Below are 20,465 nucleotides of genomic sequence, written 5' to 3'. Positions count from 1 at the left end.
GGCGGGCCGACCGGGCGCGGCGGGCCGACCGGGCGCGGCGGGCCGACCGGGCGCGGCGAAGCCGGCAAACACTGAGGCCCCAGCGGGCCCCGGGGACGCATAGGGTCCACCGGTCCCGGCGGGCTCGGCGGTCCCGGCGGGCTCGGCGGTCCCGGCGGTCCCGGCGGGCTCGACGGTCCCGGCGGGCTCGGCGGTCCCGGCGGGCTCGGCGGTCCCGGCGGGCTCGACCGACGCACCGGACCTGGCGACCCAGGTGGACCCGGCAGACCCGGCGCCCCCAACACCCCCGGCGCCCCGCTCGCCATCGCTGGATACGGCACCCCGGTTGCCTCCGCCGGGCACAGCCGCCGCCCCGGGCGTGCCGGGCCCGGAGGCCCCTGCCGCACACGCGTCCCCGGCGGGCACGGCGTTCCGGCTCCCGCCGCCCGGCGCCGCCGCCCGCCCGCGCCCGCCGGACGCCGCCGCCAGGAGGGCCAGCGCCCCGACCACGCAGACCGCCACCCCCGCGGCCACCCGGTGGCCCGGTTGCCCCAGCGCGAGGGCTGCGGCGGCCCAGACGGCCAGGGCCGGCGGGACGAGCCGCAGGTCCACCGGCCCCTCCTCCCGCGCCCGGGCCGCCCCCGGTGCCCGACCGACGGTCTCGCCCGCCCCGGGCCTCGCCCCGCCGCCGCTCACGGCTGCACGAGCGGTCGGAGGTCGGCGAACCGGCGGTCACCGATGCCGCTGACCTGCCGAAGCTCGTCGACGGACCGGAACCCGCCGCTCTCCGTGCGGTGGTCGATGATGTGCTGCGCCAGCACCGGCCCGACCCCCGGCAGGGTTTCGAGCTGCTCCTTGGTCGCCGTGCTCAGACTCAGCGGTGCCGCCGGACCGGACGGGCTCGATGCCCCCGCCACCCCTCCCGCCGCACCGGAGGCGGCCTGGTCGGCCGGCGCCGGGGGCAGCCCGACCCGGACCTGCTCACCGTCCATGAGCACGCGCGCCCGGTTGAGCCCCGTGACATCGGCCCCGGCGCGCACCCCGCCCGCCGCCCGCAACGCGTCCGCCACCCTGGAACCGGCCGGAAGGCGCTGGACGCCCGGCCGGTGCACCTTGCCCGCGACATCCACGACGATCTCCCCGGCCGGTTCGGGAGGAGGCGAGGGCGGTGCGCCCGCGACCGGACGGGGCACCGCACCCCCGGCTCCGGCCCGTAACGGATCCTCGGCCACCGCCGCGTCCCCCACCACCACGGCTTCCGGCGCCCGCACCTCCTGCGGGCGTACGGACCAGAAGTGGAAGGCGGCGAGGCCGACGGCCACCAGCAGCACGAGGGTCAGGGCCGCGAGCGTCCGTGGCGCCAGGCCCCATCTGAGCCGTACCCACAGCAGCACCCGGTCCCGGAGCCGCACGGCCACCGACTCCCGCACCTGCTCCGGAGCTGGATCAGGAACTGGCTCCGGCTCCGACACCCGCGCTTGCCCACCGGCTTGCTCCTGCTCCTGGGCGCTCGTACCCGCCTTGTCCTCAAGCGAGTACGCCTCCGGAACCGACGCATCCGCCATCAGCGCGTCCGCCCGCCGCCGAGCCGCCGCCGCGGCAAGGGCGGCCCGACCTCGCGCGGACCCCCTCCCGCCGGAACGGACGCCGGACCGAGCGCCGGGGCGAACACCCGCCCGGCCGCTCGGACGGGTGCCGGGCCCCCGGCGCACCCGACGTCCGTCCGCCGGAGCACGTTCGGCAACAGCAGCCGCCGCTTCCGCACCGCCGGAAGTCGGGGAGGGCGATGGAACCGACAGCTGAGGCGAATGAGGCGGATGAGGAGGCTGGGGCAGATGAGGCGGCGGAGACGTCGTGGGCACGCGGTCGGGAGACAGCACCCGAGGAGTTCGAAGGGCCATGCCTCACGACGTTAGGCACCACCGCGAAAACCCGCTGAGCAGCCCCGATTCCTGTGGACAACAGGCCAGTTGTGGATATCCCGGTCACCCGTACGAGGGTTCCGGAGCCGTCACCGGGGTGAGATCACCGCGCCCAGCAGCCCCGGCCCCGTGTGCGCCCCGATCACCGCGCCCACCTCGCTGACATGGAGGTCGGCCAGGCCCGGCAGCCGTTCCCGCAACCGCTCCGCCAGGCGCTCCGCCCGCTCCGGCGCGGCGAGGTGGTGGACGGCGATGTCCACCGTCGCCCCACCGGCCCGCTCCGCCACGATCTCCTCCAGGCGGGCAATGGCCTTGGAGGCCGTCCGGACCTTCTCCAGCATCTCGATCCGGCCGCCGTCGAGCTGGAGGATCGGCTTCACCGCGAGCGCTGACCCCAGCAGGGCCTGTGCCGTGCCGATACGGCCGCCCCGGCGGAGGTACTCCAGGGTGTCGACGTAGAAGTAGGCGGACGTCCCGGCGGCCCGCTTCTCCGCCGCCGCCACGACCTCGTCCAGGCTGCCGCCCGCCTCCGCGCTCTCCGCCGCCGCGAGCGCGCAGAACCCCAGGGCCATGGCGACCATGCCGGTGTCCACCACCCGTACCGGGATCGGCGCGTCCTTGGCCGCCAGCAGCGCGGCGTCGTACGTGCCCGAGAACTCCGCCGACAGGTGCAGGGAGACCAGCGCGTCGGCCCCGGCATCGGCCGCCGCCCGGTAGGTCGCGGCGAAGACCTCGGGGCTGGGGCGGGAGGTGGTGACGGAGTGGCGTTTCTGCAGGGCCTGGGCGAGCGAGCGGGCCGAGATCTCCGTGCCCTCCTCCAGCGCCTGATCGCCCAGGACGACGGTCAGCGGCACTGCGGTGATGCCGTGCCGTTCCATCGTCCGGGGCGGCAGATAGGCCGTTGAATCAGTGACGACAGCGACATGGCGGGACATGTGCCGGAGGTTACCCGCAGAGGTGGGAGTCCGGGAGTCCGGCCCCGGCCATCCGATCATCGACGGTCACTTCGGAACGTGTCCTGTCACCCTCGGCCACGACGAGACGCCCCGCCGTACAGGCCCGCCCCGCCGTCAGTTGGTCGTCTCCGGCCTGGCCGACTTCTGCCACGGATACCGCGTCCCCAACTGCGGGTCGGGCGCGGTGATCGCCTGCGGGGCGCCCTCGCGAGCCGGACCGCCCCAGGACTCGTCCGCCGTGCTGCTGTTGCCCGCCCCGGCGGGCGGCGCGGGCCAGTCCGTCCCGGGGTCGGTCGCGGGGCGACGGCCACGGGAAGTGGCCTCTCCGGAGGCGGCCCCCGGCCGCTCCTCCACCGTCCAGTGCCGCAGGGCCCCCGCCTCGATGTCGATCTGCGCGTTGAGCGCGTCCAGGTCGTCGTCGGCGAACTGCCGGGCGCGGTCCCGGGCCGCCCAGCGCAGCGAGTCCGCCGAGTGCGTGATCCGCTGCGTGCGCTCCCGCAGCTGCGGGAGCAGGCCGGAGACCGTCGCCCGGTCGGGCTCGCGCTCCAGGCGCTTCAGCTCCTCGTCCAGCTCCAGGCCGTGGGCGCTCAGCCGCCGGAAGAGGCCCACCGACTCCGCGAGCGACGGGTCCTCCGCCACTCCGGCGTGCAGGGCGTCCTGGGTGGCGCGCATCGAGGTGCGCAGGGAGAGCCGGAGCTGTGCCAGCTCACCGGCCACACCTGTCTGGCCGAAGCTCTTGGCCCGCAGCGTGGTGTCCTCCACCGTGCGCCGGGCCTGGGTGATCGTGCGGTCCATCCCGCGCTTGGCCGCGCCGACGGCCTTGACCGTCAGATAGACACCCAACGCGACGAACGCGACGAAGAGCAGCGCCAGGATCGTGATCGCGGCTTCCATGAATGCCCCTCGCTGTCTCGATGCGGCCCGCCGGTACCGGTCGCCCCCTCCACCGTAAACGGAACGGGCAGGTTGGGGGTTCCCTCGGAACCCCCACCCTGCCCGTAGGGGATGGCCCTGATCACGCAGGAGAGCCACTCACGGCGGCCGTGAGACCCCTGCGGCCGAGACGTCCGGGCGACCGTCACGCCGCCGCGACCGTCACGCCCTCGGCGGCCGTCACGCGGGAACGATGTTCACCAGCTTCGGCGCGCGCACGATCACCTTGCGGATCCCGGCCCCGCCCAGCGCCGCGACGACCGCCTCGTCCGCCAGGGCCAGCGCCTCCAGCTCCTCGTCCGTGATGGAGGGCGAGATCTCCAGGCGGGCCCGGACCTTGCCCTTGATCTGGACGACACAGGTGACGGTCTCGTCGACCACGTACGCCGGGTCCGCCACCGGGAAGTCCTGGTGGACGACGGAGTCGGTGTGGCCCAGCCGGCGCCACAGCTCCTCCGCGATGTGCGGGGCCAGCGGGGCGATCAGCAGGACCAGCCGCTCGGCCACGGACCGCGGCAGCGGGCCGCCCGCCTTCGTCAGGTGGTTGTTCAGCTCGGTGACCTTGGCGATGGCGGTGTTGAACCGCATCGCAGCCATGTCCTGGCCGACCCCGTCGATGGCCTTGTGCAGGGCGCGCAGGGTGTCCTCGCCGGGCTCCGTGTCGACGACGGTGACCTCGCCGGTCTCCTCGTCGACCACGTTGCGCCACAGCCGCTGCAGCAGTCGGTACTGGCCGACCACGGCACGCGTGTCCCAGGGGCGCGACACGTCCAGCGGGCCCATGGCCATCTCGTACAGGCGCAGGGTGTCGGCGCCGTACTCCGCGCAGATCTCGTCCGGCGTGACCGCGTTCTTCAGGGACTTGCCCATCTTGCCCAGGACGCGGCTGACCTTCTCGCCCTGGTAGTAGAACGCGCCGTCGCGCTCCTCCACCTCGGCGGCGGGGACGGCGATGCCCCGGCTGTCGCGGTAGACGAAGGCCTGGATCATGCCCTGGTTGTAGAGCTTGTGGAACGGCTCGGCCGAGGAGATGTGGCCCAGGTCGTACAGCACCTTCGACCAGAAACGGGCGTACAGCAGGTGCAGTACGGCGTGCTCGGCACCGCCGACGTACAGGTCGACGCCGCCCGTGGGCTGCCCCTCGCGCGGGCCCATCCAGTACTGCTCGATCTCCGGGTCGACCAGCTGCCGGTCGTTGTTCGGGTCCAGGTAGCGCAGCTCGTACCAGCAGGAACCGGCCCAGTTGGGCATGGTGTTGGTCTCGCGGCGGTACTTCTTCGGACCGGAGCCGTCGCCCAGGTCCAGCGTCACGTTCACCCAGTCGGCGTTGCGCGACAGCGGGGTCTCGGGCTGGGCGGAGGCGTCCTCCGGGTCGAAGGTGCGCGGCGAGTAGTCCTCGACCTCCGGCAGCTCCAGGGGCAGCATCGACTCGGGCAGCGGGTGGGCGATGCCGTCCTCGTCGTACACGATCGGGAAGGGCTCGCCCCAGTAGCGCTGGCGGCTGAACAGCCAGTCGCGCAGCCGGAAGTTGACGGTGCCCTCGCCGACGCCGTGCTCCCGCAGCCACTCGGTGATCCGAGCCTTGGCCTCGACGACGCCCAGGCCGTCCAGCGAGATCTCGTCGTTGGCGGAGTTGACCAGCTTCGCGTCGTACGAGCTGAAGGCGTCGTCCCAGGTGGCGGGGTCGGTGCCGCGGTCGTCGGACGGCTGGACGACACAGCGCATCGGCAGCTCGAAGGCGCGCGCGAAGGCGAAGTCGCGCGCGTCGTGCGCCGGTACCGCCATGATCGCGCCGGTGCCGTACCCCATCAGGACGTAGTCCGCGATGAAGACGGGGACCTTCTCGCCGCTGACGGGGTTGGTGGCGTACGCGCCGGTGAAGACACCGGTCTTGTCCTTGGCCTCGGCCTGCCGCTCGACGTCGGACTTGGCGGCGGCCTGCTTGCGGTACGCGGTGACGGCCTCGGCCGGGGTCGCGTGGCCGCCGGTCCACACCGGGTGGGTGCCCTCGGGCCAGGCGGCCGGAATGATCCGCTCGACCATGTCGTGCTCGGGGGCCAGCACCATGTACGTGGCGCCGAACAGGGTGTCCTGGCGGGTGGTGAAGACGGTGATGCCGCCCGCGCCGTCGACCGGGAACTCGACCCGGGCGCCCTCGGAGCGGCCGATCCAGTTGCGCTGCTGCAGCTTGATGGCGTCGGGCCAGTCCAGCCCGTCCAGGTCGTTCAGCAGCCGGTCGGCGTAGGCGGTGATGCGCATGTTCCACTGGCGCAGCTTGGCCTTGAAGACGGGGAAGTTGCCGCGCTCGGAGCGGCCGTCGGCGGTGACCTCCTCGTTGGCCAGCACGGTGCCCAGGCCGGGCGCCCAGTTGACGGGGGCGTCGGAGGCGTACGCCAAGCGGTACTCGCCCAGCAGGTCGGCGCGCTCGGCGGCGCTCAGGGCGCTCCACTCACGGCCGTCGGGGGTGGCACGGGTGCCGTTCTCGAACTGCTCGACCAGCTCGGCGATCGGGCGGGCCTTGTCGGCCTCGGTGTCGTACCAGGAGTTGAAGATCTGCAGGAAGATCCACTGCGTCCACTTGTAGTAGTCGGAGTCGATCGTCGCGAAGGAGCGGCGCTTGTCGTGGCCCAGGCCCAGCCGGCGCAGCTGGACCTTCATGTTCTCCATGTTGGCCTCGGTGGAGACCCGGGGGTGCGTGCCGGTCTGGACGGCGTACTGCTCGGCGGGCAGGCCGAACGCGTCGAAGCCCAGGGTGTGCAGCACGTTGTGGCCGGTCATCCGCTGGTGGCGGGCGTAGACATCGGTGGCGATGTAGCCCAGCGGGTGGCCGACGTGCAGCCCCGCGCCCGAGGGGTACGGGAACATGTCCATGATGAACTTCTTGGGCTTGGCGGCCAGCTCCGGGTCGCCCGCCAGGTCACCGGTCGGGTTCGGCGCCTCGTACGTCCCCTCGGCGTCCCAGAAGTCCTGCCAGCGTGCCTCGATGTCGGCGGCCATCGCCGCCGTGTAGCGGTGCGGCGCGGCCGTCTCGGCAGCGGAATTCGTCTCGCTCATGATCCTCAAAGCTCCATCGATCGTCATCTGCCGGGAAACGAAAAATCCCCTCGCACAGGAGGGGACGCCGCGCTGACACCGACCAGGCGTTCTCACCGGTCGGGACTGTTCAGCGCGGCTCGCTAAGCAGAAGGCGTACGGCACGCATGGCGTCAGGGTACCGCACGTGCCCGGAAGGGAGCGGGGAGCGACCGGAGGGCGGACGCCGCCCTCCCCAATAGCGCGCGAAAACGGGTCCCGTGCGCACGGAAGCGGGCTCTGTGCCGCCCGGCAACCATCCTGTAGGGCCGGGAAAGCGGCCCCCTGAAGGCGTGGGACGGAGAGGTTACTCGGCGTACCGACTTCTATCGGGGCAACCGAGCAAAGCCCGTACTGGTTGGTATGGGGCGCCCTAGCATGCGGCAACGGGACCGCTTTGCCGAACTATTCGGAGTCGCCCCCATGAACCCTCATCGCAAGATCCGCGTATCCCCTTCCATGAGCCCCGGAATGAGTCGGCCGGTACAAGGCGGTCTGACTGTCGTCGCGTTGATATTCATCCCTCTGCTCGCCGTCGCGGGGAGCGACGCCTTGCGTGCAACCCTCGATTTCACCACCGGCGTCCTGTCGCTGGTGTCGCTCAGCGCGGCCGTCGCCTGGGGCCTGCTGGCCACGGACCGGCTGTTCCTCTCCACCCGGCAGCGGATCGTCTGCCAGGGCATCCACCGGGCCACCGCCGTGGCCGCGCTCGGCTTCCTGCTGCTGCACGGCACCGTGAAGGTCGCCCTCGGCCATGTCTCCCTGATCGGTGCCCTCATACCCTTCGGTCTGGGTGTCACGGGGACGGCGGGGCTGATCGGCTTCGGCTCGCTGGCCGGGCTGCTGATGGTGGTCACGGCCGCGACCGGCGCCCTGCGCAGCGCGTTCGCGCAGCCTCCCGCCACCGCCACCCGGCTCGGGCAGTCGCTGGGCGCCCCCAGGGAGGCGGGCGGGATCGCGGGGCGGTGGCGCGCCCTGCACGCGCTGGCCTATCCGGCCTGGTGCGCCGCGCTGATCCACGGCCTGTACGCGGGGCGGCCCCCGGCCACCTGGGTCGTCGTGATGTACGGGCTCTGCCTCACCGGCGTCGCCGGCGCCCTGTGCCTGCGGCTGCTGCCCCGGCCGACGAAGCGCCGGATCACCGACCGGATCACCGCGCTGCTCGACCCGGACGCGGGCTTCGACGCGCCGGACCCGGTGCTGCGCGGCCCCGTACGGTCCGGCCCGGAGCGCGAGGTGCCGCCCGGCGACCCCGTGGGGTGGCGTGAGCCGGAGGGGGAGGTCCGGGGCACCCCGGTGCGCCCGCGCACGCTCTCGGCTCCGCCGATGCCTCCGCAGATGCCCCCGCCCGTACCGCTCTCCGGCTCGTACGGGACCCGGCCACCGCACGAGATGCGTCCCCTGGACGAGACACAGCCCCTGCCGTACGAGACGCGCCCCCTCCACGGGACATCGCCGCTGCACGAGACGTCACCTCACCACGGGACGCGGCCTCTCCATGAGCCGCGGCCTCTGCACGAAGCGCCGACGGAGGTGCGGTACGGGACGGAGCCGTCGTACGGGTTCCAGCCCCCGGCGTACGAACCGCCGCCGCGCCCCTCCGACCGGCTCGCCGACGGCCCTGCGGGCGGACCCGGGATCTCGGCCGGATACCGCGCCGTCTCGCAGGCGGGCGGCCCCGCACGCCCCCAGGGTGCCCGGTGGCCCGCCCCGTCCCCCGCACCGCCCGCACAGGCCCACCACGGCCCGCAGGGGGCCGAGCACACCTACGCGCCCCCGCAGGAACCACCGCTGTACACACCGCCGCTCCACACGGAGCCGCCGCCCCAGACCACGCCTCCCTATAGCGCACCGGTCTACGGCACAGCTCACGCGACGCCTTCTTTCGACACCGCTCCGATCGGCACAGCCGGCCCCGCCGAGGAAGCGCCCTCCCCCTACCGGGCGGCGGCCCCGGCCCCCGAACCCCACACCGGCATACCCACACCCACGCCCACATCAAGGTCCACACCCTCGCCCGGCCCCGGCGCCGGACCGTTCTCCGCGCCCCCGGCGGCCGGTGAACCCTGGCACGCACCCGCAGGAGATCGACCGTGAACGTCCCCCTTCCCGACGTGCCCGAGGTCCGCGTCGTCGGCCTGCCTCAACTGACCACCGGTTTCGACCTGGTGGAGCGGCTCGACCTCGCCATGCACCTGAAGGTGCACGGGCCCCTCGAACCGGTGACCGGAGAGCGGCTCGCCGAGCTGGCCGAGGCGATATCCCTGCGGGGGCGGGGCGGCGCCGGGTTCCCCTTCGGCAAGAAACTGCGGGCGGTGGCGAAGGCCTCCATCCGGCGCGGGGTGCGGCCCGTCGTCGTGATCAACGGGAGCGAGGGCGAGCCCGCCTGCCGCAAGGACACCGTCCTGCTCAACCGCGCCCCGCACCTGATCCTGGACGGGGCCCTGCTGGCCGCCGAGGCGCTCGGCGCGCGCACGCTGGTCGTCGCCGTCACCCGTAACTCCACCGAGGTCTCCGTACGCGCGGCGCTGGCCGAGCGCGGCCTCTCCGACCGGCGCGGCCAGCAGCTGCGCGCCCGGGTGGTCCGCACCCCCGAGCGCATGGTCTCCGGCGAGGCGTCCTCGGTGATCCGGGCGGCCAACGGCGGCCCCGCGCTCCCCCCGGGCCGGCGCGAGCGGGCGGCGGAGACCGGGGTCGGCGGCGCCCCGACCCTGCTGTCGAACGCGGAGACGTACGCCCAGCTCGCCGTGGCCGCCCGGATCGGCCCCCGCCGCTACGGGCACACCGGGCTGCCGAGCGAACCGGGCACCGTCCTGCTCACCGTCTCCGGCGACGTGGCCCGGCCCATGGTCATCGAGGTGCCGACGGGGGTGCCGCTGCGGTACGTGCTCCAGCTGGCCGGGGCCCCGCCGCTGCCCCAGGGGGTGCTGACGGGCGGCTACCACGGCAACTGGATCGACGCGGCCGCCTGCCACAACGCGGTCATCTCCCGTGAGTCCCTGGCCACCGTCGGCGGCGCCCTGGGCGCGGGCGCGATCCTGCCGATCGGGCCGGAGACCTGCCCGCTCGGCGAGTCCCTGCGGATCGCGAACTGGCTGGCCGCCGAGACCGCCGGGCAGTGCGGCCCGTGCAAGCTGGGGCTTCCCGCCGCGGCGGGCGGGCTCTCCGACGTACTGAACGGCGGCGGGCCGGCCGCGCTGGAGGCCCTGCGCGAGGTGACCCAGGCCGTGAAGGGGCGGGGGGCCTGCAAGCATCCGGACGGTTCGGCGCGGTTCTTCATGTCGACGCTGTCCGCGTTCACGGACGACCTCGCCGCGCACGTCCTGGACGGCGGCTGCGGCCGGGAGACGGCCGGTGTGCTGCCGCTGCCCGCCTCCGGCTACCAGGACCTGGAGGAGTCGATCCCGAGCGGCGAGAAGCTGGCGGTGGACTGGACGCTCTGCCAGGGCCACGGCCTCTGCGCGGACCTGATCCCCGAGCTGATCCGACTGGGCCCCGACGGCTATCCGGCGCTGGCGGACGCCTCGGTTCCGATGCATCTGCGCGGGCGCGCCCAGCGGGCCGTACGGCGCTGCCCGGCGCTGGCGCTCCGGATCGAGCAGTCGGCCGCCGACCAGCGGCCCGCGCTCCCCGCCGTCAACCGGCGGGCCCTGGGCGGCGGACGCGGCTGAGCCGGTCGGCAACACGAAAAAGAAGCGGGCCACCCGGATCGGGTGGCCCGCTTCTTCACTGTGGAGCTAAGGAGAATTGAACTCCTGACCTCCTGCATGCCATGCAGGCGCTCTACCAACTGAGCTATAGCCCCTTGCTGTCTGCCGCCCGGTTCCCCTTGGCGACATCGAGAACATTACACGGTCCCCCCGGTGCTTCACCAAATCGTTTCCGGTGCGTGCACATATGCCCGAATTATTCCGTGCGTTGAACCATCAGCCGCAGGTCAGAGGGGTGGGGCGTCAGGCCGTCGCGAAGGAGTAGAACCGCTTGAGCGTGCAGTGCTCCTCCAGGAGCCGCCCGTAGATCGGCTCCCCCTCCAGCTCCCGGTAGGTCTCGATGGGGTCGCCTTTTATGATCAGCGCCCGCGCGCATTCCTCGCACCAGTACTGGTATTCGGCGTTGATCGGGTCCATGTCCCTGACAATGGGCGTGCCGCTGCCGCACCAGTCGCACTTACGCCTGTGGGCACCCATCAGTCAGCTCCAGCTGTGGCCGCAGGCCGTACACACGTAGGAGACCCCTCCGTTGTCGCCCAGCACCTGGGCCACGTGGGACGAACCACAGGACGGACAGCCGAGCCGGGATCGGTCGTCGGACGTTACGGGGCCGGGGGACGGGGCGGTGACCAGGGGCAGGTCGGGGACGTGTTCGCGACTCGCAGGCATCGCGCTCCCTCCCGATCGGTCCGTCGCCCCCTCCGGCGCTCCGATTCTGCCATGACCCCGCAAGGGGGTCAGCCCGCTTCACAGGTCCTCGCGGAAGATCCCCACGCGGAGGACGGGGAGGCCACGTGCGGCGGAGGTCCCATGCAGAAGATCCCGCCCCCAGACGGGGACGGGATCTTCGAATGTGGAGCTAAGGAGAATTGAACTCCTGACCTCCTGCATGCCATGCAGGCGCTCTACCAACTGAGCTATAGCCCCGCTGTTCGCTCTGTTTCCCTGCGTTTCCGCGCTGCGAACAAGAAGAACTTTAGCCTGTGACCTGCCGGAAAGTGAAATCCGGCCCCGGGGGCGCTGCCGGGCAGGTCCGGAGACCCCGTCGGGCGGGCCCGGGGGCGCTGTCGGGCGGGCCTCGTGGCCCCCTCATCACCCTCGGCGGCCCCGGTCGGGGGCCCTAGTCGTCGTCGCCGAGCACCGGCTCCGGCAGGGTGCCGGCGTTGTGCTCCAGCAGGCGCCAACCGCGCGCGCCCTCGCCCAGGACGGACCAGCAGCAGTTGGTGAGTCCGCCGAGCCCTTCCCAGTGGTGCGCCTCCAGGCCCAGCAGCCGGCCGATCGTCGTCCTGATCGTGCCGCCGTGGCTGACCACGACGAGTGTGCCGTCGGAGGGCAGCTTGTCGGCGTGCTCCAGGACGACCGGGGCGGCCCGGTCGGCGACCTCGGTCTCCAGCTCGCCGCCGCCCCTGCGGACCGGCTCGCCGCGCTTCCACGCGGCGTACTCATCGCCGTACCGCCCGACGATCTCCTCGTGCGTCAGCCCCTGCCAGACGCCCGCGTACGTCTCGCGGAGCGCGGCGTCGTGGGAGACGGTGAGGCCGGTGACCGCCGCCAGCTCGGCGGCCGTGGCCGCCGCCCGCCGGAGATCGGAGGCGACGACGGCGTCGGGCTTCAGCGAGGCGAGCAGCCGGGCGGCCCGGCGGGCCTGCGCGACGCCCTCCTCGGTCAGCTCGATGTCCGTGGTGCCCTGGAATCGGCGCTCCAGGTTCCACGCGGTCTGGCCGTGCCGCCAGAGGACGATCCTGCGGCCCCTGCCGCCGCGACTGCCGTTCAGCTCGGGTCGCCTTCCGTGCCGCCGTTGAGCTGTGCGTGCTCCTCGGCCTTGCCGCGGGTCTTGACCGCGTCCTCGGGAAGGGCGATCTCCGGGCAGTCCTTCCACAGGCGCTCCAGCGCGTAGAAGACGCGCTCCTCGCTGTGCTGGACGTGGATGACGATGTCGACGTAGTCGAGGAGGATCCAGCGGGCGTCGCGGTCGCCCTCGCGGCGCACCGGCTTGGCGCCCAGCTCCTTCTGGAGCCGCTCCTCGATCTCGTCGACGATCGACTTGACCTGGCGGTCGTTGGGGGCCGAGGCCAGCAGGAAGGCGTCGGTGATCGACAGCACATCGCTGACGTCGTAGGCGATGATGTCGTGCGCGAGCCGGTCGGCGGCCGCCTGGGCGGCGGCGTTGATGAGCTCGATGGAGCGGTCCGTGGCGGTCACATGCAGGCTTTCGTCGGCGGTCGGATACAACCCCCAGGGTCTCACGGACCGCCGACAACCCTTCCCGCCCGCCGCCGACGGTCCCCGCGACCGGCCGACGCCGGCCTTCCACCACCTGCCGACGTCGGCCTTCCCACCACCTGCCCGACGTCGGCCTTGCCGCCTCCGGGTCTCCGGACGCCCGGGCTCCGGACCTCCCGGCCTCCGGCTACTTGATCTTGTAGTTCTGGCCGAGTACGGCGGACACGTCCGCGTTGGCCGCCGGTTCGCCCTGCTTCACGGCCCCGGCGGACAGCCCCAGGGTCTTGGCGACCTCCGTGGCCTTCTCCTTGTCCTCGGCGCTCCGGTAGATCACGACGGACTCGGCCTCGTCGTCCGCCTTGCCACTGTCCACGAAGGCGTAGCCGCCGTTGACCAGCGTGATCCGGGCGGACTCCGCGGCCTTGGCGTTCCCGGTCGCGTTGCGGACGGCGACCCTGAGGGGGGCGCCCTCCTCGGGAGCCTTCACCGTGCCGCCGAGGACGTCCTTGACGACGCTGCGGGTGGCCGCGTCGGTGAGGGTGCCGTCGTCCTGGACCGGCAGCAGCATCGTCTTGTAGTCACCGATCTTGGCCCGGGAGGCCAGCTTGGCGAGCGAGGCACCGAGGTCCTTCTCCGGCAGCGACGGGTCCAGGACCTGGGCCAGCGTCTCCACGGTGACGGTCGCGGCCTTGGGGTCCTCCGAGATCTTGCGCAGCACCGCGCGCATGACCTCACCGAACCGGGTCAGCTGCTTGGCCTCGGCCTCCCCGGGGGCCAGGTAGGTGGCGTACGCGACGGCCATCGGGCCGCTGAGCGTCTGCGCCTCCCCCTTCTTCACCAGGGGGTCGGCGCCCTTCTTGGCGTCGGGCACATCGATGTCGGTGTCCATCTCGATGTTGCCGACCTGCTCGACGAGGATCTCCAGATACGGGGTGTCCAGCCGCCAGGTGCCGCTGATCTTCGTACCCAGAAGGGTCTCGACGGCCTCCCGGGTACCGCTCCGGCCGTCGTCGTCGACGGACTTGCCGAGCGTGATGGTGGTCCCGTCGTCGCCTGCCACGGCCAGGGTGTTGGGCAGCAGGACGGTGGTGCCCTGCTTGGTGGTGACGTTGTCGACGAGCAGGGCCGTCGACGTGCCGCCCTTCTTGGTGTTGTGCAGGTGGACCACGATCACGTCGCGCTGCTGCGCACCGGCGGCGACGGTCTTCTTCTCCTCCTTGCCGGAGAGGCCGGGGATCAGATCGGCGGACCAGAGGTAGCCGACGCCGCCGACCACCACGAGCACGGCGACGACGATCAGCGCGATCATCCGGTTGCGGCCCTTGCGCCGGGCCTCTTCGCGCCGCTCGCTGCGGCTCTCGGTGAACTTCAGCCAGTCGATGACGTCTTCGGAGTCCTCGTCGGGCTCCTCGATGAACGAGAACTGCTCGGTGCGGTAGTCCGGCGCGGGACGGCGCTGCCCGGGAACGGCGGGGTCCGCCTCGGCCTCCGCCTCCGGCGACGGGCCGGAGCCCCCCTCGGACGCCCGGTCGGCTCCCCGGTCGGGCGCGGGCCGGGAAGCCGGCTGCTGCTCCTGCTGGGGGGCGTGCTGAGGCGCCTGTTCCGGTGCGGGGGCGGTGCCCTGCTGCGGGATGTTCCACTGGCCGGTGTCGACGGCGGCGGGCTGCTGACCGGTGGCGTAGCCGTAGTCGGTGTAGCCGCCGTACCCGTAACCCTGCGCCTGGCCCTGGCTCTGCCCGTACCCCTGGGTGTACCCCTGGTCGGTGCCGCTCTGGTTCTGGTGCTGCTGTTGCTGAGCCACGTAGGGGTCGTACGGCTGCGCCTGGGGCTGCGGGGATTGCTGGGACTGGTCGTACGGGTCGTAGCCGTACCCCGTGTCCGTGACGTGGCCCTGCCCCTGGCCCTGCTGGGCGGCGTAGGGGTCGTACGGCTGCCCGCCCTGCTCCTGCCCGTGCTGCTGGTACACCGGCTGCCCGTACTCGTCGTAGCCGATGATCTGCGGCTGCTGGTAGTACGGGTCGTGGCCGTACGGGTTCTGTCGGTCGTTCACCGGTGCCCCTCTCCGTGGCTCAGTCGCCGCGGTACAGCTGGCGCTTGTCGATGTAGCGGACCACGCCGTCCGGCACCAGGTACCAGACCGGCTCCCCCTGCGCGACCCTCTCACGGCAGTCCGTGGACGAGATCGCCAGCGCGGGCACCTCCACGAGGGAGACACCGCCCTCGGGAAGTCCGTCGTCCGTGAGCACGTGACCCGGCCGGGTCACACCGATGAAGTGGGAGAGCGAGAACAGCTCCTCCGCGTCGCGCCAGGTGAGGATCTGGGCGAGCGCGTCGGCGCCGGTGATGAAGAAGAGGTCCGCGTCGCCGTGGACCTCGCGCAGGTCCCGCAGCGTATCGATGGTGTACGTCGGTCCGCCACGGTCGATGTCACTGCGGCTGACCGAGAACTGCGGATTGGACGCGGTGGCGATGACCGTCATCAGATAGCGGTCCTCGGCCGGGGAGACCTTCTTGTGGCTCTTCTGCCACGGCTGCCCGGTCGGGACGAACACGACCTCGTCGAGATGGAACTGGGCGGCCACTTCACTGGCCGCCACCAGGTGTCCATGGTGGATCGGGTCGAATGTCCCGCCCATGACGCCGATGCGGCGTTTGCCGGGGCCGGTAGGCACTTCCTGCGCTCCCATGCGTGCAGAGCCTACTGGCACAGCTGTACGCCTCTGTCTCAGCGGTCGCGGTTGAAGCGGGTGGTGACCCAGAGCAGGAACATCAGCGCGAGGAAGGCCAGGCCGCCGATGAGGTACGGGTTGAGGCTTTCGTGGTTGCCGCCGCCCTCGCCTCCGGAGGCGAGGGTGACCAGCTCGTGTGCGGTGCTCGTGAGGCTCATCTTCGGCAGGACCTATCGATCGTGAGGCGGAAGGAAGACGTCGGGCACATCGTATGCGGGGCCTTCGGGCACGCTCACGCCGACTCAGTCGTTGTCGTCGTTGTTGCGGTATCCGCGCAGCAGGAACCAGGCCAGCAGCACCGCTCCGACGATCGAGACCAGCAGCACGATCCGGAGGGTGGCCCCCGGTCCCTGGTCCGCGGACGCGGCAGCGAGGGTGATGGCGATGTGCGGCATTTCGGGCGCTCCTCAAAGTTATCCACAGCCCCCCGCACACCGTAGCGCCAGCGCCTACGCTGGGTTTTGTCCGGGGGGCGAGCAACGTCTCGTACGAACAGGGGGCCATCCATGACCGACATCAGTCACGAGAACGTGCCGAGCAGGGCGCGCAGGCGATTCCCCGGGATCTCGTCCCGGGCCTACGAGCACCCGGCGGACCGCTCGGCCCTGGTGGCGCTGCGCAGGCTCACCGGTTTCGACACCGTCTTCAAGGCACTCAGCGGGCTGCTCCCGGAGCGGAGCCTGCGGCTGCTCTTCCTCTCCGACTCCGTCCGGGTGAGCGAGGCGCAGTTCGCCCACCTCCACGACATGCTGCGCGACGCGTGTTACATCCTGGACCTGGAGAAGGTCCCGCCGATGTACGTCAAGCAGGACCCGCAGCCCAACGCCATGTGCATCGGGATGGACGAGCCGATCATCGTGGTCACCACGGGCCTGGTCGAGCTGCTCGACGAGGAGGAGATGCGGGCGGTGGTGGGCCACGAGGTGGGCCACGCCCTCTCCGGCCACTCGGTGTACCGGACGATCCTGCTCTTCCTCACCAATCTGGCCGTGAAGGTCGCCTGGATCCCGCTGGGGAACGTGGCGATCATGGCGATCGTGACGGCGCTGCGCGAGTGGTTCCGCAAGTCGGAGCTCTCCGCCGACCGGGCCGGGCTGCTGGTGGGCCAGGACATCCAGGCGTCGATGCGCGGTCTGATGAAGATCGCCGGTGGCAACCACCTCCACGAGATGAACGTGGACGCCTTCCTCGCCCAGGCCGACGAGTACGAGAAGGGCGGGGACCTGCGGGACTCGGTCCTCAAGATCCTCAATGTGCTGCCGCGGTCGCACCCCTTCACCACGGTGCGGGCCGCCGAGCTGAAGAAGTGGTCCGAGACCCGCGACTTCCAGCGGATCATGGACGGCCACTACCCCCGGCGCGACGAGGACAAGGACGCGTCGGTGTCGGACTCCTTCCGGGAGTCGGCCTCGCACTACGCGGACACGGTGCGTACGAGCAAGGACCCGCTGATGAAGCTGGTCGGTGACATCGCCGGGGGCGCCGGGGACCTGGGCGGCAAGCTGCGCGACAAGTTCACCGGTGGCGGCGGTGGGGCCAAGGGCGGTGCGGGCGGTTCCGCTACGACGGACGGGGGCGGTAGTCCCGAAGGGCCGCAGAATCCTGAGGAGGGGCCCCGGAAGGCGTAGCTCCGCCGGGGGCGCCCGGGGCGGCCGGTGTGGGGGTGCCCAGGGGTGCCAGGGTCCCGCAGAGCGCCGCCGCGGGCCGACCCGGGGCGTACGGGTCGGTGGCCGCGGGGCCCCGGGCGTCGGCCCGCTCCCCCGCCAGGAGCGGGCGCAGCGTCCCGGTCGCGCCGGCCGAGCAGGACTGTGGTCCGGCCTGTACGTGGGCGGTGCGCAGCTCCAGCCGGTGCAGCCGCAGGTCCTCCCGGTCGAGGCGGAAGCGCAGCTCGCGCCGGACGGTGAAGAGGGAGGCGCCGTCCTCCTTCGGTGTGGGGCCCGCCGGGCGCAGGGCGTAGGTGAAGGTGTGGTCCGAGACGATCTCCAGGGTGCCCGCGCCGTCCTCGGCGTACGAGAGGGTGCCCTGGACCCGGACCTGGGGGTCGGCCAGCTCCACCTCGGCCGGGTCGAAGCGCACCAGCCAGCCGGTGGCGGCGTGGAGCCCGTCGTCGGCGGGGTTGCTCAGGGACCGTTCGAACTGGCCCCGCTGGTCGGGGTCGAGGAGCTGCTCGACGGGGCGGCGGACCTGGCCGGTGAGGACGGCCGGGTTGAGCGAGGACTCCACCAGGTAGTCCTTGACGGTGGCGAGGGCGGTGGTGATCTGGCTGTCGGAGAAGTTCTGCGTACGCCGCACGGAGGGGAAGTTGATGCCGGCCGCGCCGGTGCGGAAGCCGGAGAGTGGGGCGGCCCGGTAGAGCTGCTCGGGTGATCCGGCGGGGACGGGACCGCGGGGGGCGAGGGGCACGACGGTGGTGCGCAGCGGTTCGGCCCGGCGGGTGACGGGCTGCGGGTAGGGGTTGCGGAAGCCGATGTAGACGGCCGTGGCGAAGGCCAGGGCGATGAGGACGACCAGCACGATGGCGGCCCGGGAGCCGTGGCCCGTCGGGGCCACCGGTTCCGGGAGCGTGCGCACCGCGCGGGCGGGCTCGCCCATCCGCTCCTGCGCCGAGAACTCCTGCATGCGGGCACTGCGGATGAACGATTCGTCGAAGACGAGCGAGCCGTACTCGTCCTCGCCGCCCTCGGGGTTCTCGGGCGGGCCGTTCGGCGGTTCTGAGCGGCCTGTCATGACGTCTCTCCCGCATCTCCGCACCACCGGTCTGCTCGGTGCGCCACGGTCTGCTTCGGCCGTCGGGCGTCCGGCAGCGAGAAGCCCCCCGGAAGCGAGGGGTCACATCTTCAGAGTAGGTCGATCGGCGGTGACGTAAACGCGGAGAGCGGCGGGAAGTGGCGGCTGCCGCCACCGCCGTACGGGTGAAGGGCGGGCCGCTCCCCCGGTGCGGGGCGCGCGGCGCGGGGGCGGCTCAGGGGGCGGAGGGGGTGGCGGAGACCGTGGGGCGGGAGTGGTCCACGGCGGCCGGCGGAATCGCCCCGGGCTGGTCCACCCCGCTGGTGGCGGGCGGCACCACCTGGTCCTCGCGGTTCGCGGACGCGGTCCGGTGGGCGGCGGAGAAGGCGAGGCCGACCATACCGACGCCCATGACCAGGGCGAGCAGCCACGCAACCGGGCGGTGCCAGCGGGCTGCGCCCCGGTAACCACCGGGCCCGTAGGAGCCGGAGCCGTCGCGGTCGTCGGGGTCGTAGTCGAGGTCCTGCGGGTCGTGCGGGGGCCGGGGGCGGCGGTGGGAGCCGTACTCGCCGTCCGTGGGACGGCGGCTGCGGCGGGCCCGGGCGGCGTCGGCCTGGGCCCGGGCCTCCGCGGCGGCGAGCAGGCGCTCCACGGCGGTGGGTTCATGGACGACGGCGGCCCGGACGAAGTCCTCGTCGAACACCACGGAGGCGAAGTCCTTGTCCGCGCCCCCGCGGTCGTCGTCAGGCTCCCAGCCGTCCGGGAACGGCTTGCCCCCCACGTCGTCCGGCACGGATTCAGCGTAGCCGTGCCGGGACCTTTTGGGCAGGTGCTCCGGAAAGTCGGGCTACCGGGTGTGGCCGTCGCCGGTGACGATGTACTTCGTGGAGGTCAGCTCCGGCAGGCCCATCGGGCCCCTGGCGTGCAGCTTCTGGGTGGAGATGCCGATCTCGGCGCCGAAGCCGAACTGACCTCCGTCGGTGAAGCGCGTCGAGGCGTTGACGGCGACCGTGGTGGAGTCGACCAGTTGGGTGAACCGGCGGGCGGCGGCCTGCGAGGTGGTCACGATGGCCTCGGTGTGGCCGGAGGACCAGAGGCGGATGTGCGCCACGGCCGCGTCCAGGGAGTCCACGACCGCCGCCGCGATGTCGTACGACAGGTACTCGGTCTCCCAGTCCTCGGTCGTCGCCGGGACGACGGTGGCCTTGGTCCCCTCGGCGTGGGCGAGGACGTGTTCGTCGCCGTGGACGGTGACCCCGGCCTCGGCCAGGGCGTCCAGGGCGAGCGGCAGGAAGGCGTCGGCGACGTCCTTGTGGACGAGCAGGGTCTCGGCGGCGTTGCAGACGCTGGGGCGCTGGGCCTTGGAGTTGACCAGGATGTCGACCGCCATGGACAGGTCCGTCTGGGCGTCGACGTAGACGTGGCAGTTGCCGGTGCCGGTCTCGATGACGGGGACCGTGGACTCCTCCACGACCGTACGGATCAGGGAGGCGCCGCCGCGCGGGATGAGGACGTCGACCAGGCCGCGGGCGCGCATCAGCTCCCGTACGGAGTCGCGGCTCTCGCCCGGGACGAGCTGTACGGCGTCGGCGGGGAGGCCCGAGCCGCCGACGGCGTCGCGCAGGACCCGGACCAGGGCGGTGTTGGAGGCGTACGCGGAGGAGGAGCCGCGCAGCAGGACCGCGTTGCCGGACTTCAGGCAGAGGGCGGCGGCGTCCACGGTGACGTTGGGGCGGGCCTCGTAGATGATGCCGACCACGCCGAGGGGGACGCGGACCTGGCGCAGGTCGATGCCGTTGGGCAGGGTCGAGCCGCGCACCACCTCACCGACCGGGTCGGGCAGCGCGGCCACGTCCCGTACATCGGCGGCGATGGCCCGGATGCGCTCCGGGGTGAGGGTGAGCCGGTCGATGATGCCCTCGCCCGTCCCGGCCTCGCGGGCCCGCTCGACGTCCTGCGCGTTGGCCTCGACGATCTCGGCGGTCCGCACTTCGAGGGCGTCCGCGATGGCCAGCAGCGCGTCGTCCTTGGCAGCGCGCGGAAGTGGCGCGATATCTGCGGCGGCGGCGCGGGCCCGGTAGGCGGTCTGCGCGACCGGGGACAGGTTGTCGTAGGGCGAGAGCGTGGTCATGCCCGCAGGGTAATGCGCGCTCTGCGGGCATACGGCACGTATCCCGTGATGCGAGACGGCCGACCCGAGGGGCGGACGCCTCG

General features: G+C 72.5%; 18 protein-coding genes and 2 tRNA genes. 3 read left to right on the top strand and 17 right to left on the bottom strand.

The annotated features are described in order from the left end of the window. Window positions 1-671 precede the first annotated feature (671 nt). The 4 genes from DJ476_RS35190 to leuS form a co-directional block, all read right to left on the bottom strand. Window positions 672-1,544: a ComEA family DNA-binding protein gene (locus DJ476_RS35190; protein WP_318294778.1), complete on the bottom strand. Its 873-nt coding sequence runs from the start codon at window positions 1,542-1,544 to the stop codon at window positions 672-674. A gap of 446 nt (window positions 1,545-1,990) precedes the next feature. Then, the gene (locus DJ476_RS24070; RefSeq protein WP_112491547.1) at window positions 1,991-2,836 is read right to left on the bottom strand and encodes a DegV family protein; all 846 of its coding nucleotides are present in this window, start codon (window positions 2,834-2,836) and stop codon (window positions 1,991-1,993) included. Window positions 2,837-2,971: 135 nt separating this feature from the next. Further along, on the bottom strand, window positions 2,972-3,751 hold the full coding sequence (locus DJ476_RS24065; protein WP_103421491.1) for a hypothetical protein: 780 nt from the start codon (window positions 3,749-3,751) through the stop codon (window positions 2,972-2,974). Window positions 3,752-3,970: 219 nt separating this feature from the next. Then, a complete protein-coding gene (gene leuS / locus DJ476_RS24060; RefSeq protein ID WP_112491546.1) occupies window positions 3,971-6,844 on the bottom strand; it encodes a leucine--tRNA ligase in 2,874 nt (957 codons plus the stop codon). 489 nt (window positions 6,845-7,333) lie between these two features. Here leuS and DJ476_RS24055 point away from each other — a divergent pair, with 489 nt between their 5' ends. Both DJ476_RS24055 and DJ476_RS24050 read left to right on the top strand, forming a co-directional pair. Then, the gene (locus DJ476_RS24055) at window positions 7,334-8,959 is read left to right on the top strand and encodes a hypothetical protein (RefSeq protein ID WP_112491545.1); all 1,626 of its coding nucleotides are present in this window, start codon (window positions 7,334-7,336) and stop codon (window positions 8,957-8,959) included. Then, the gene (locus DJ476_RS24050; RefSeq protein ID WP_112491544.1) at window positions 8,956-10,533 is read left to right on the top strand and encodes a ferredoxin; all 1,578 of its coding nucleotides are present in this window, start codon (window positions 8,956-8,958) and stop codon (window positions 10,531-10,533) included. Before DJ476_RS24055 ends, DJ476_RS24050 begins: the two co-directional genes overlap by 4 nt. Before the next feature lie 61 nt (window positions 10,534-10,594). Here DJ476_RS24050 and DJ476_RS24045 read toward each other — a convergent pair. The 10 genes from DJ476_RS24045 to DJ476_RS34975 all read right to left on the bottom strand — a co-directional run bounded on the left by DJ476_RS24045 (window position 10,595) and on the right by DJ476_RS34975 (window position 15,919). Then, a tRNA-Ala gene (locus DJ476_RS24045) sits at window positions 10,595-10,667 on the bottom strand. A 148-nt stretch (window positions 10,668-10,815) separates the two neighbouring features. Continuing rightward, window positions 10,816-11,049 (bottom strand): hypothetical protein, encoded by a 234-nt coding sequence (locus tag DJ476_RS24040; protein ID WP_018487125.1) that lies wholly within the window; start codon window positions 11,047-11,049, stop codon window positions 10,816-10,818. Between the two features lie 3 nt (window positions 11,050-11,052). Next, window positions 11,053-11,241: a hypothetical protein gene (locus tag DJ476_RS24035; RefSeq protein WP_112491543.1), complete on the bottom strand. Its 189-nt coding sequence runs from the start codon at window positions 11,239-11,241 to the stop codon at window positions 11,053-11,055. A gap of 185 nt (window positions 11,242-11,426) precedes the next feature. After that, window positions 11,427-11,499: transfer RNA gene (locus tag DJ476_RS24030), tRNA-Ala, on the bottom strand. Window positions 11,500-11,692: 193 nt separating this feature from the next. Continuing rightward, on the bottom strand, window positions 11,693-12,346 hold the full coding sequence (locus DJ476_RS24025) for a histidine phosphatase family protein (RefSeq protein ID WP_070204154.1): 654 nt from the start codon (window positions 12,344-12,346) through the stop codon (window positions 11,693-11,695). Beyond that, window positions 12,343-12,774, bottom strand: a complete 432-nt coding sequence (gene rsfS / locus DJ476_RS24020; RefSeq protein ID WP_053563007.1) for a ribosome silencing factor — start codon at window positions 12,772-12,774, stop codon at window positions 12,343-12,345. The genes DJ476_RS24025 and rsfS overlap by 4 nt, the downstream gene beginning before the upstream one ends. A 208-nt stretch (window positions 12,775-12,982) precedes the next feature. After that, complete coding sequence (locus DJ476_RS24015; protein ID WP_112491542.1) at window positions 12,983-14,845, bottom strand: LCP family protein; 1,863 nt, start codon at window positions 14,843-14,845, stop codon at window positions 12,983-12,985. Between the two features lie 19 nt (window positions 14,846-14,864). After that, window positions 14,865-15,482, bottom strand: a complete 618-nt coding sequence (gene nadD / locus DJ476_RS24010; protein ID WP_112491541.1) for a nicotinate-nucleotide adenylyltransferase — start codon at window positions 15,480-15,482, stop codon at window positions 14,865-14,867. A gap of 38 nt (window positions 15,483-15,520) precedes the next feature. Further along, on the bottom strand, window positions 15,521-15,682 hold the full coding sequence (locus DJ476_RS34980) for a hypothetical protein (protein WP_019763133.1): 162 nt from the start codon (window positions 15,680-15,682) through the stop codon (window positions 15,521-15,523). Window positions 15,683-15,766: 84 nt separating this feature from the next. Then, complete coding sequence (locus DJ476_RS34975) at window positions 15,767-15,919, bottom strand: hypothetical protein (RefSeq protein WP_019763134.1); 153 nt, start codon at window positions 15,917-15,919, stop codon at window positions 15,767-15,769. 111 nt (window positions 15,920-16,030) lie between these two features. On the opposite strand from DJ476_RS34975, the gene DJ476_RS24005 reads away from it, so the two are divergent. Next, complete coding sequence (locus DJ476_RS24005) at window positions 16,031-17,152, top strand: M48 family metallopeptidase (RefSeq protein WP_103421486.1); 1,122 nt, start codon at window positions 16,031-16,033, stop codon at window positions 17,150-17,152. Here the strand turns inward: DJ476_RS24005 and DJ476_RS24000 are convergent. The 3 genes from DJ476_RS24000 to DJ476_RS23990 form a co-directional block, all read right to left on the bottom strand. Continuing rightward, window positions 17,085-18,251: an SCO2583 family membrane protein gene (locus DJ476_RS24000; RefSeq protein ID WP_112491540.1), complete on the bottom strand. Its 1,167-nt coding sequence runs from the start codon at window positions 18,249-18,251 to the stop codon at window positions 17,085-17,087. The genes DJ476_RS24005 and DJ476_RS24000 overlap by 68 nt on opposite strands. Window positions 18,252-18,486: 235 nt before the next feature. Next, entirely contained in the window at window positions 18,487-19,044 is a 558-nt protein-coding gene (locus tag DJ476_RS23995; RefSeq protein WP_112491539.1) for an SCO2584 family spore wall biosynthesis protein, read from the bottom strand. 54 nt (window positions 19,045-19,098) lie between these two features. Further along, window positions 19,099-20,382, bottom strand: coding sequence for a glutamate-5-semialdehyde dehydrogenase (locus DJ476_RS23990; RefSeq protein WP_070204072.1), 1,284 nt, complete (start codon window positions 20,380-20,382; stop codon window positions 19,099-19,101). Between the last annotated feature and the right edge of the window lie 83 nt (window positions 20,383-20,465).

This window comes from Streptomyces bacillaris (genome assembly GCF_003268675.1).
Taxonomy (GTDB): domain Bacteria; phylum Actinomycetota; class Actinomycetes; order Streptomycetales; family Streptomycetaceae; genus Streptomyces; species Streptomyces bacillaris.
This window is presented reverse-complemented; position numbering and strand designations above follow the sequence as displayed.

Bases quoted from the DNA above. Each gene is read 5' to 3' on its own strand.
- DJ476_RS24000 (WP_112491540.1), bottom strand. From the start codon at position 18,251: ATGACAGGCCGCTCAGAACCGCCGAACGGCCCGCCCGAGAACCCCGAG.
- DJ476_RS24005 (WP_103421486.1), top strand. From the start codon at position 16,031: ATGACCGACATCAGTCACGAGAACGTGCCGAGCAGGGCGCGCAGGCGA.
- DJ476_RS24055 (WP_112491545.1), top strand. From the start codon at position 7,334: ATGAGTCGGCCGGTACAAGGCGGTCTGACTGTCGTCGCGTTGATATTC.
- DJ476_RS24065 (WP_103421491.1), bottom strand. From the start codon at position 3,751: ATGGAAGCCGCGATCACGATCCTGGCGCTGCTCTTCGTCGCGTTCGTC.
- DJ476_RS24040 (WP_018487125.1), bottom strand. From the start codon at position 11,049: ATGGGTGCCCACAGGCGTAAGTGCGACTGGTGCGGCAGCGGCACGCCC.
- DJ476_RS35190 (WP_318294778.1), bottom strand. From the start codon at position 1,544: ATGGCGGATGCGTCGGTTCCGGAGGCGTACTCGCTTGAGGACAAGGCG.
- DJ476_RS34975 (WP_019763134.1), bottom strand. From the start codon at position 15,919: ATGCCGCACATCGCCATCACCCTCGCTGCCGCGTCCGCGGACCAGGGA.
- leuS (WP_112491546.1), bottom strand. From the start codon at position 6,844: ATGAGCGAGACGAATTCCGCTGCCGAGACGGCCGCGCCGCACCGCTAC.
- DJ476_RS24070 (WP_112491547.1), bottom strand. From the start codon at position 2,836: ATGTCCCGCCATGTCGCTGTCGTCACTGATTCAACGGCCTATCTGCCG.
- DJ476_RS24035 (WP_112491543.1), bottom strand. From the start codon at position 11,241: ATGCCTGCGAGTCGCGAACACGTCCCCGACCTGCCCCTGGTCACCGCC.
- nadD (WP_112491541.1), bottom strand. From the start codon at position 15,482: ATGGGAGCGCAGGAAGTGCCTACCGGCCCCGGCAAACGCCGCATCGGC.
- DJ476_RS23990 (WP_070204072.1), bottom strand. From the start codon at position 20,382: ATGACCACGCTCTCGCCCTACGACAACCTGTCCCCGGTCGCGCAGACC.
- DJ476_RS34980 (WP_019763133.1), bottom strand. From the start codon at position 15,682: ATGAGCCTCACGAGCACCGCACACGAGCTGGTCACCCTCGCCTCCGGA.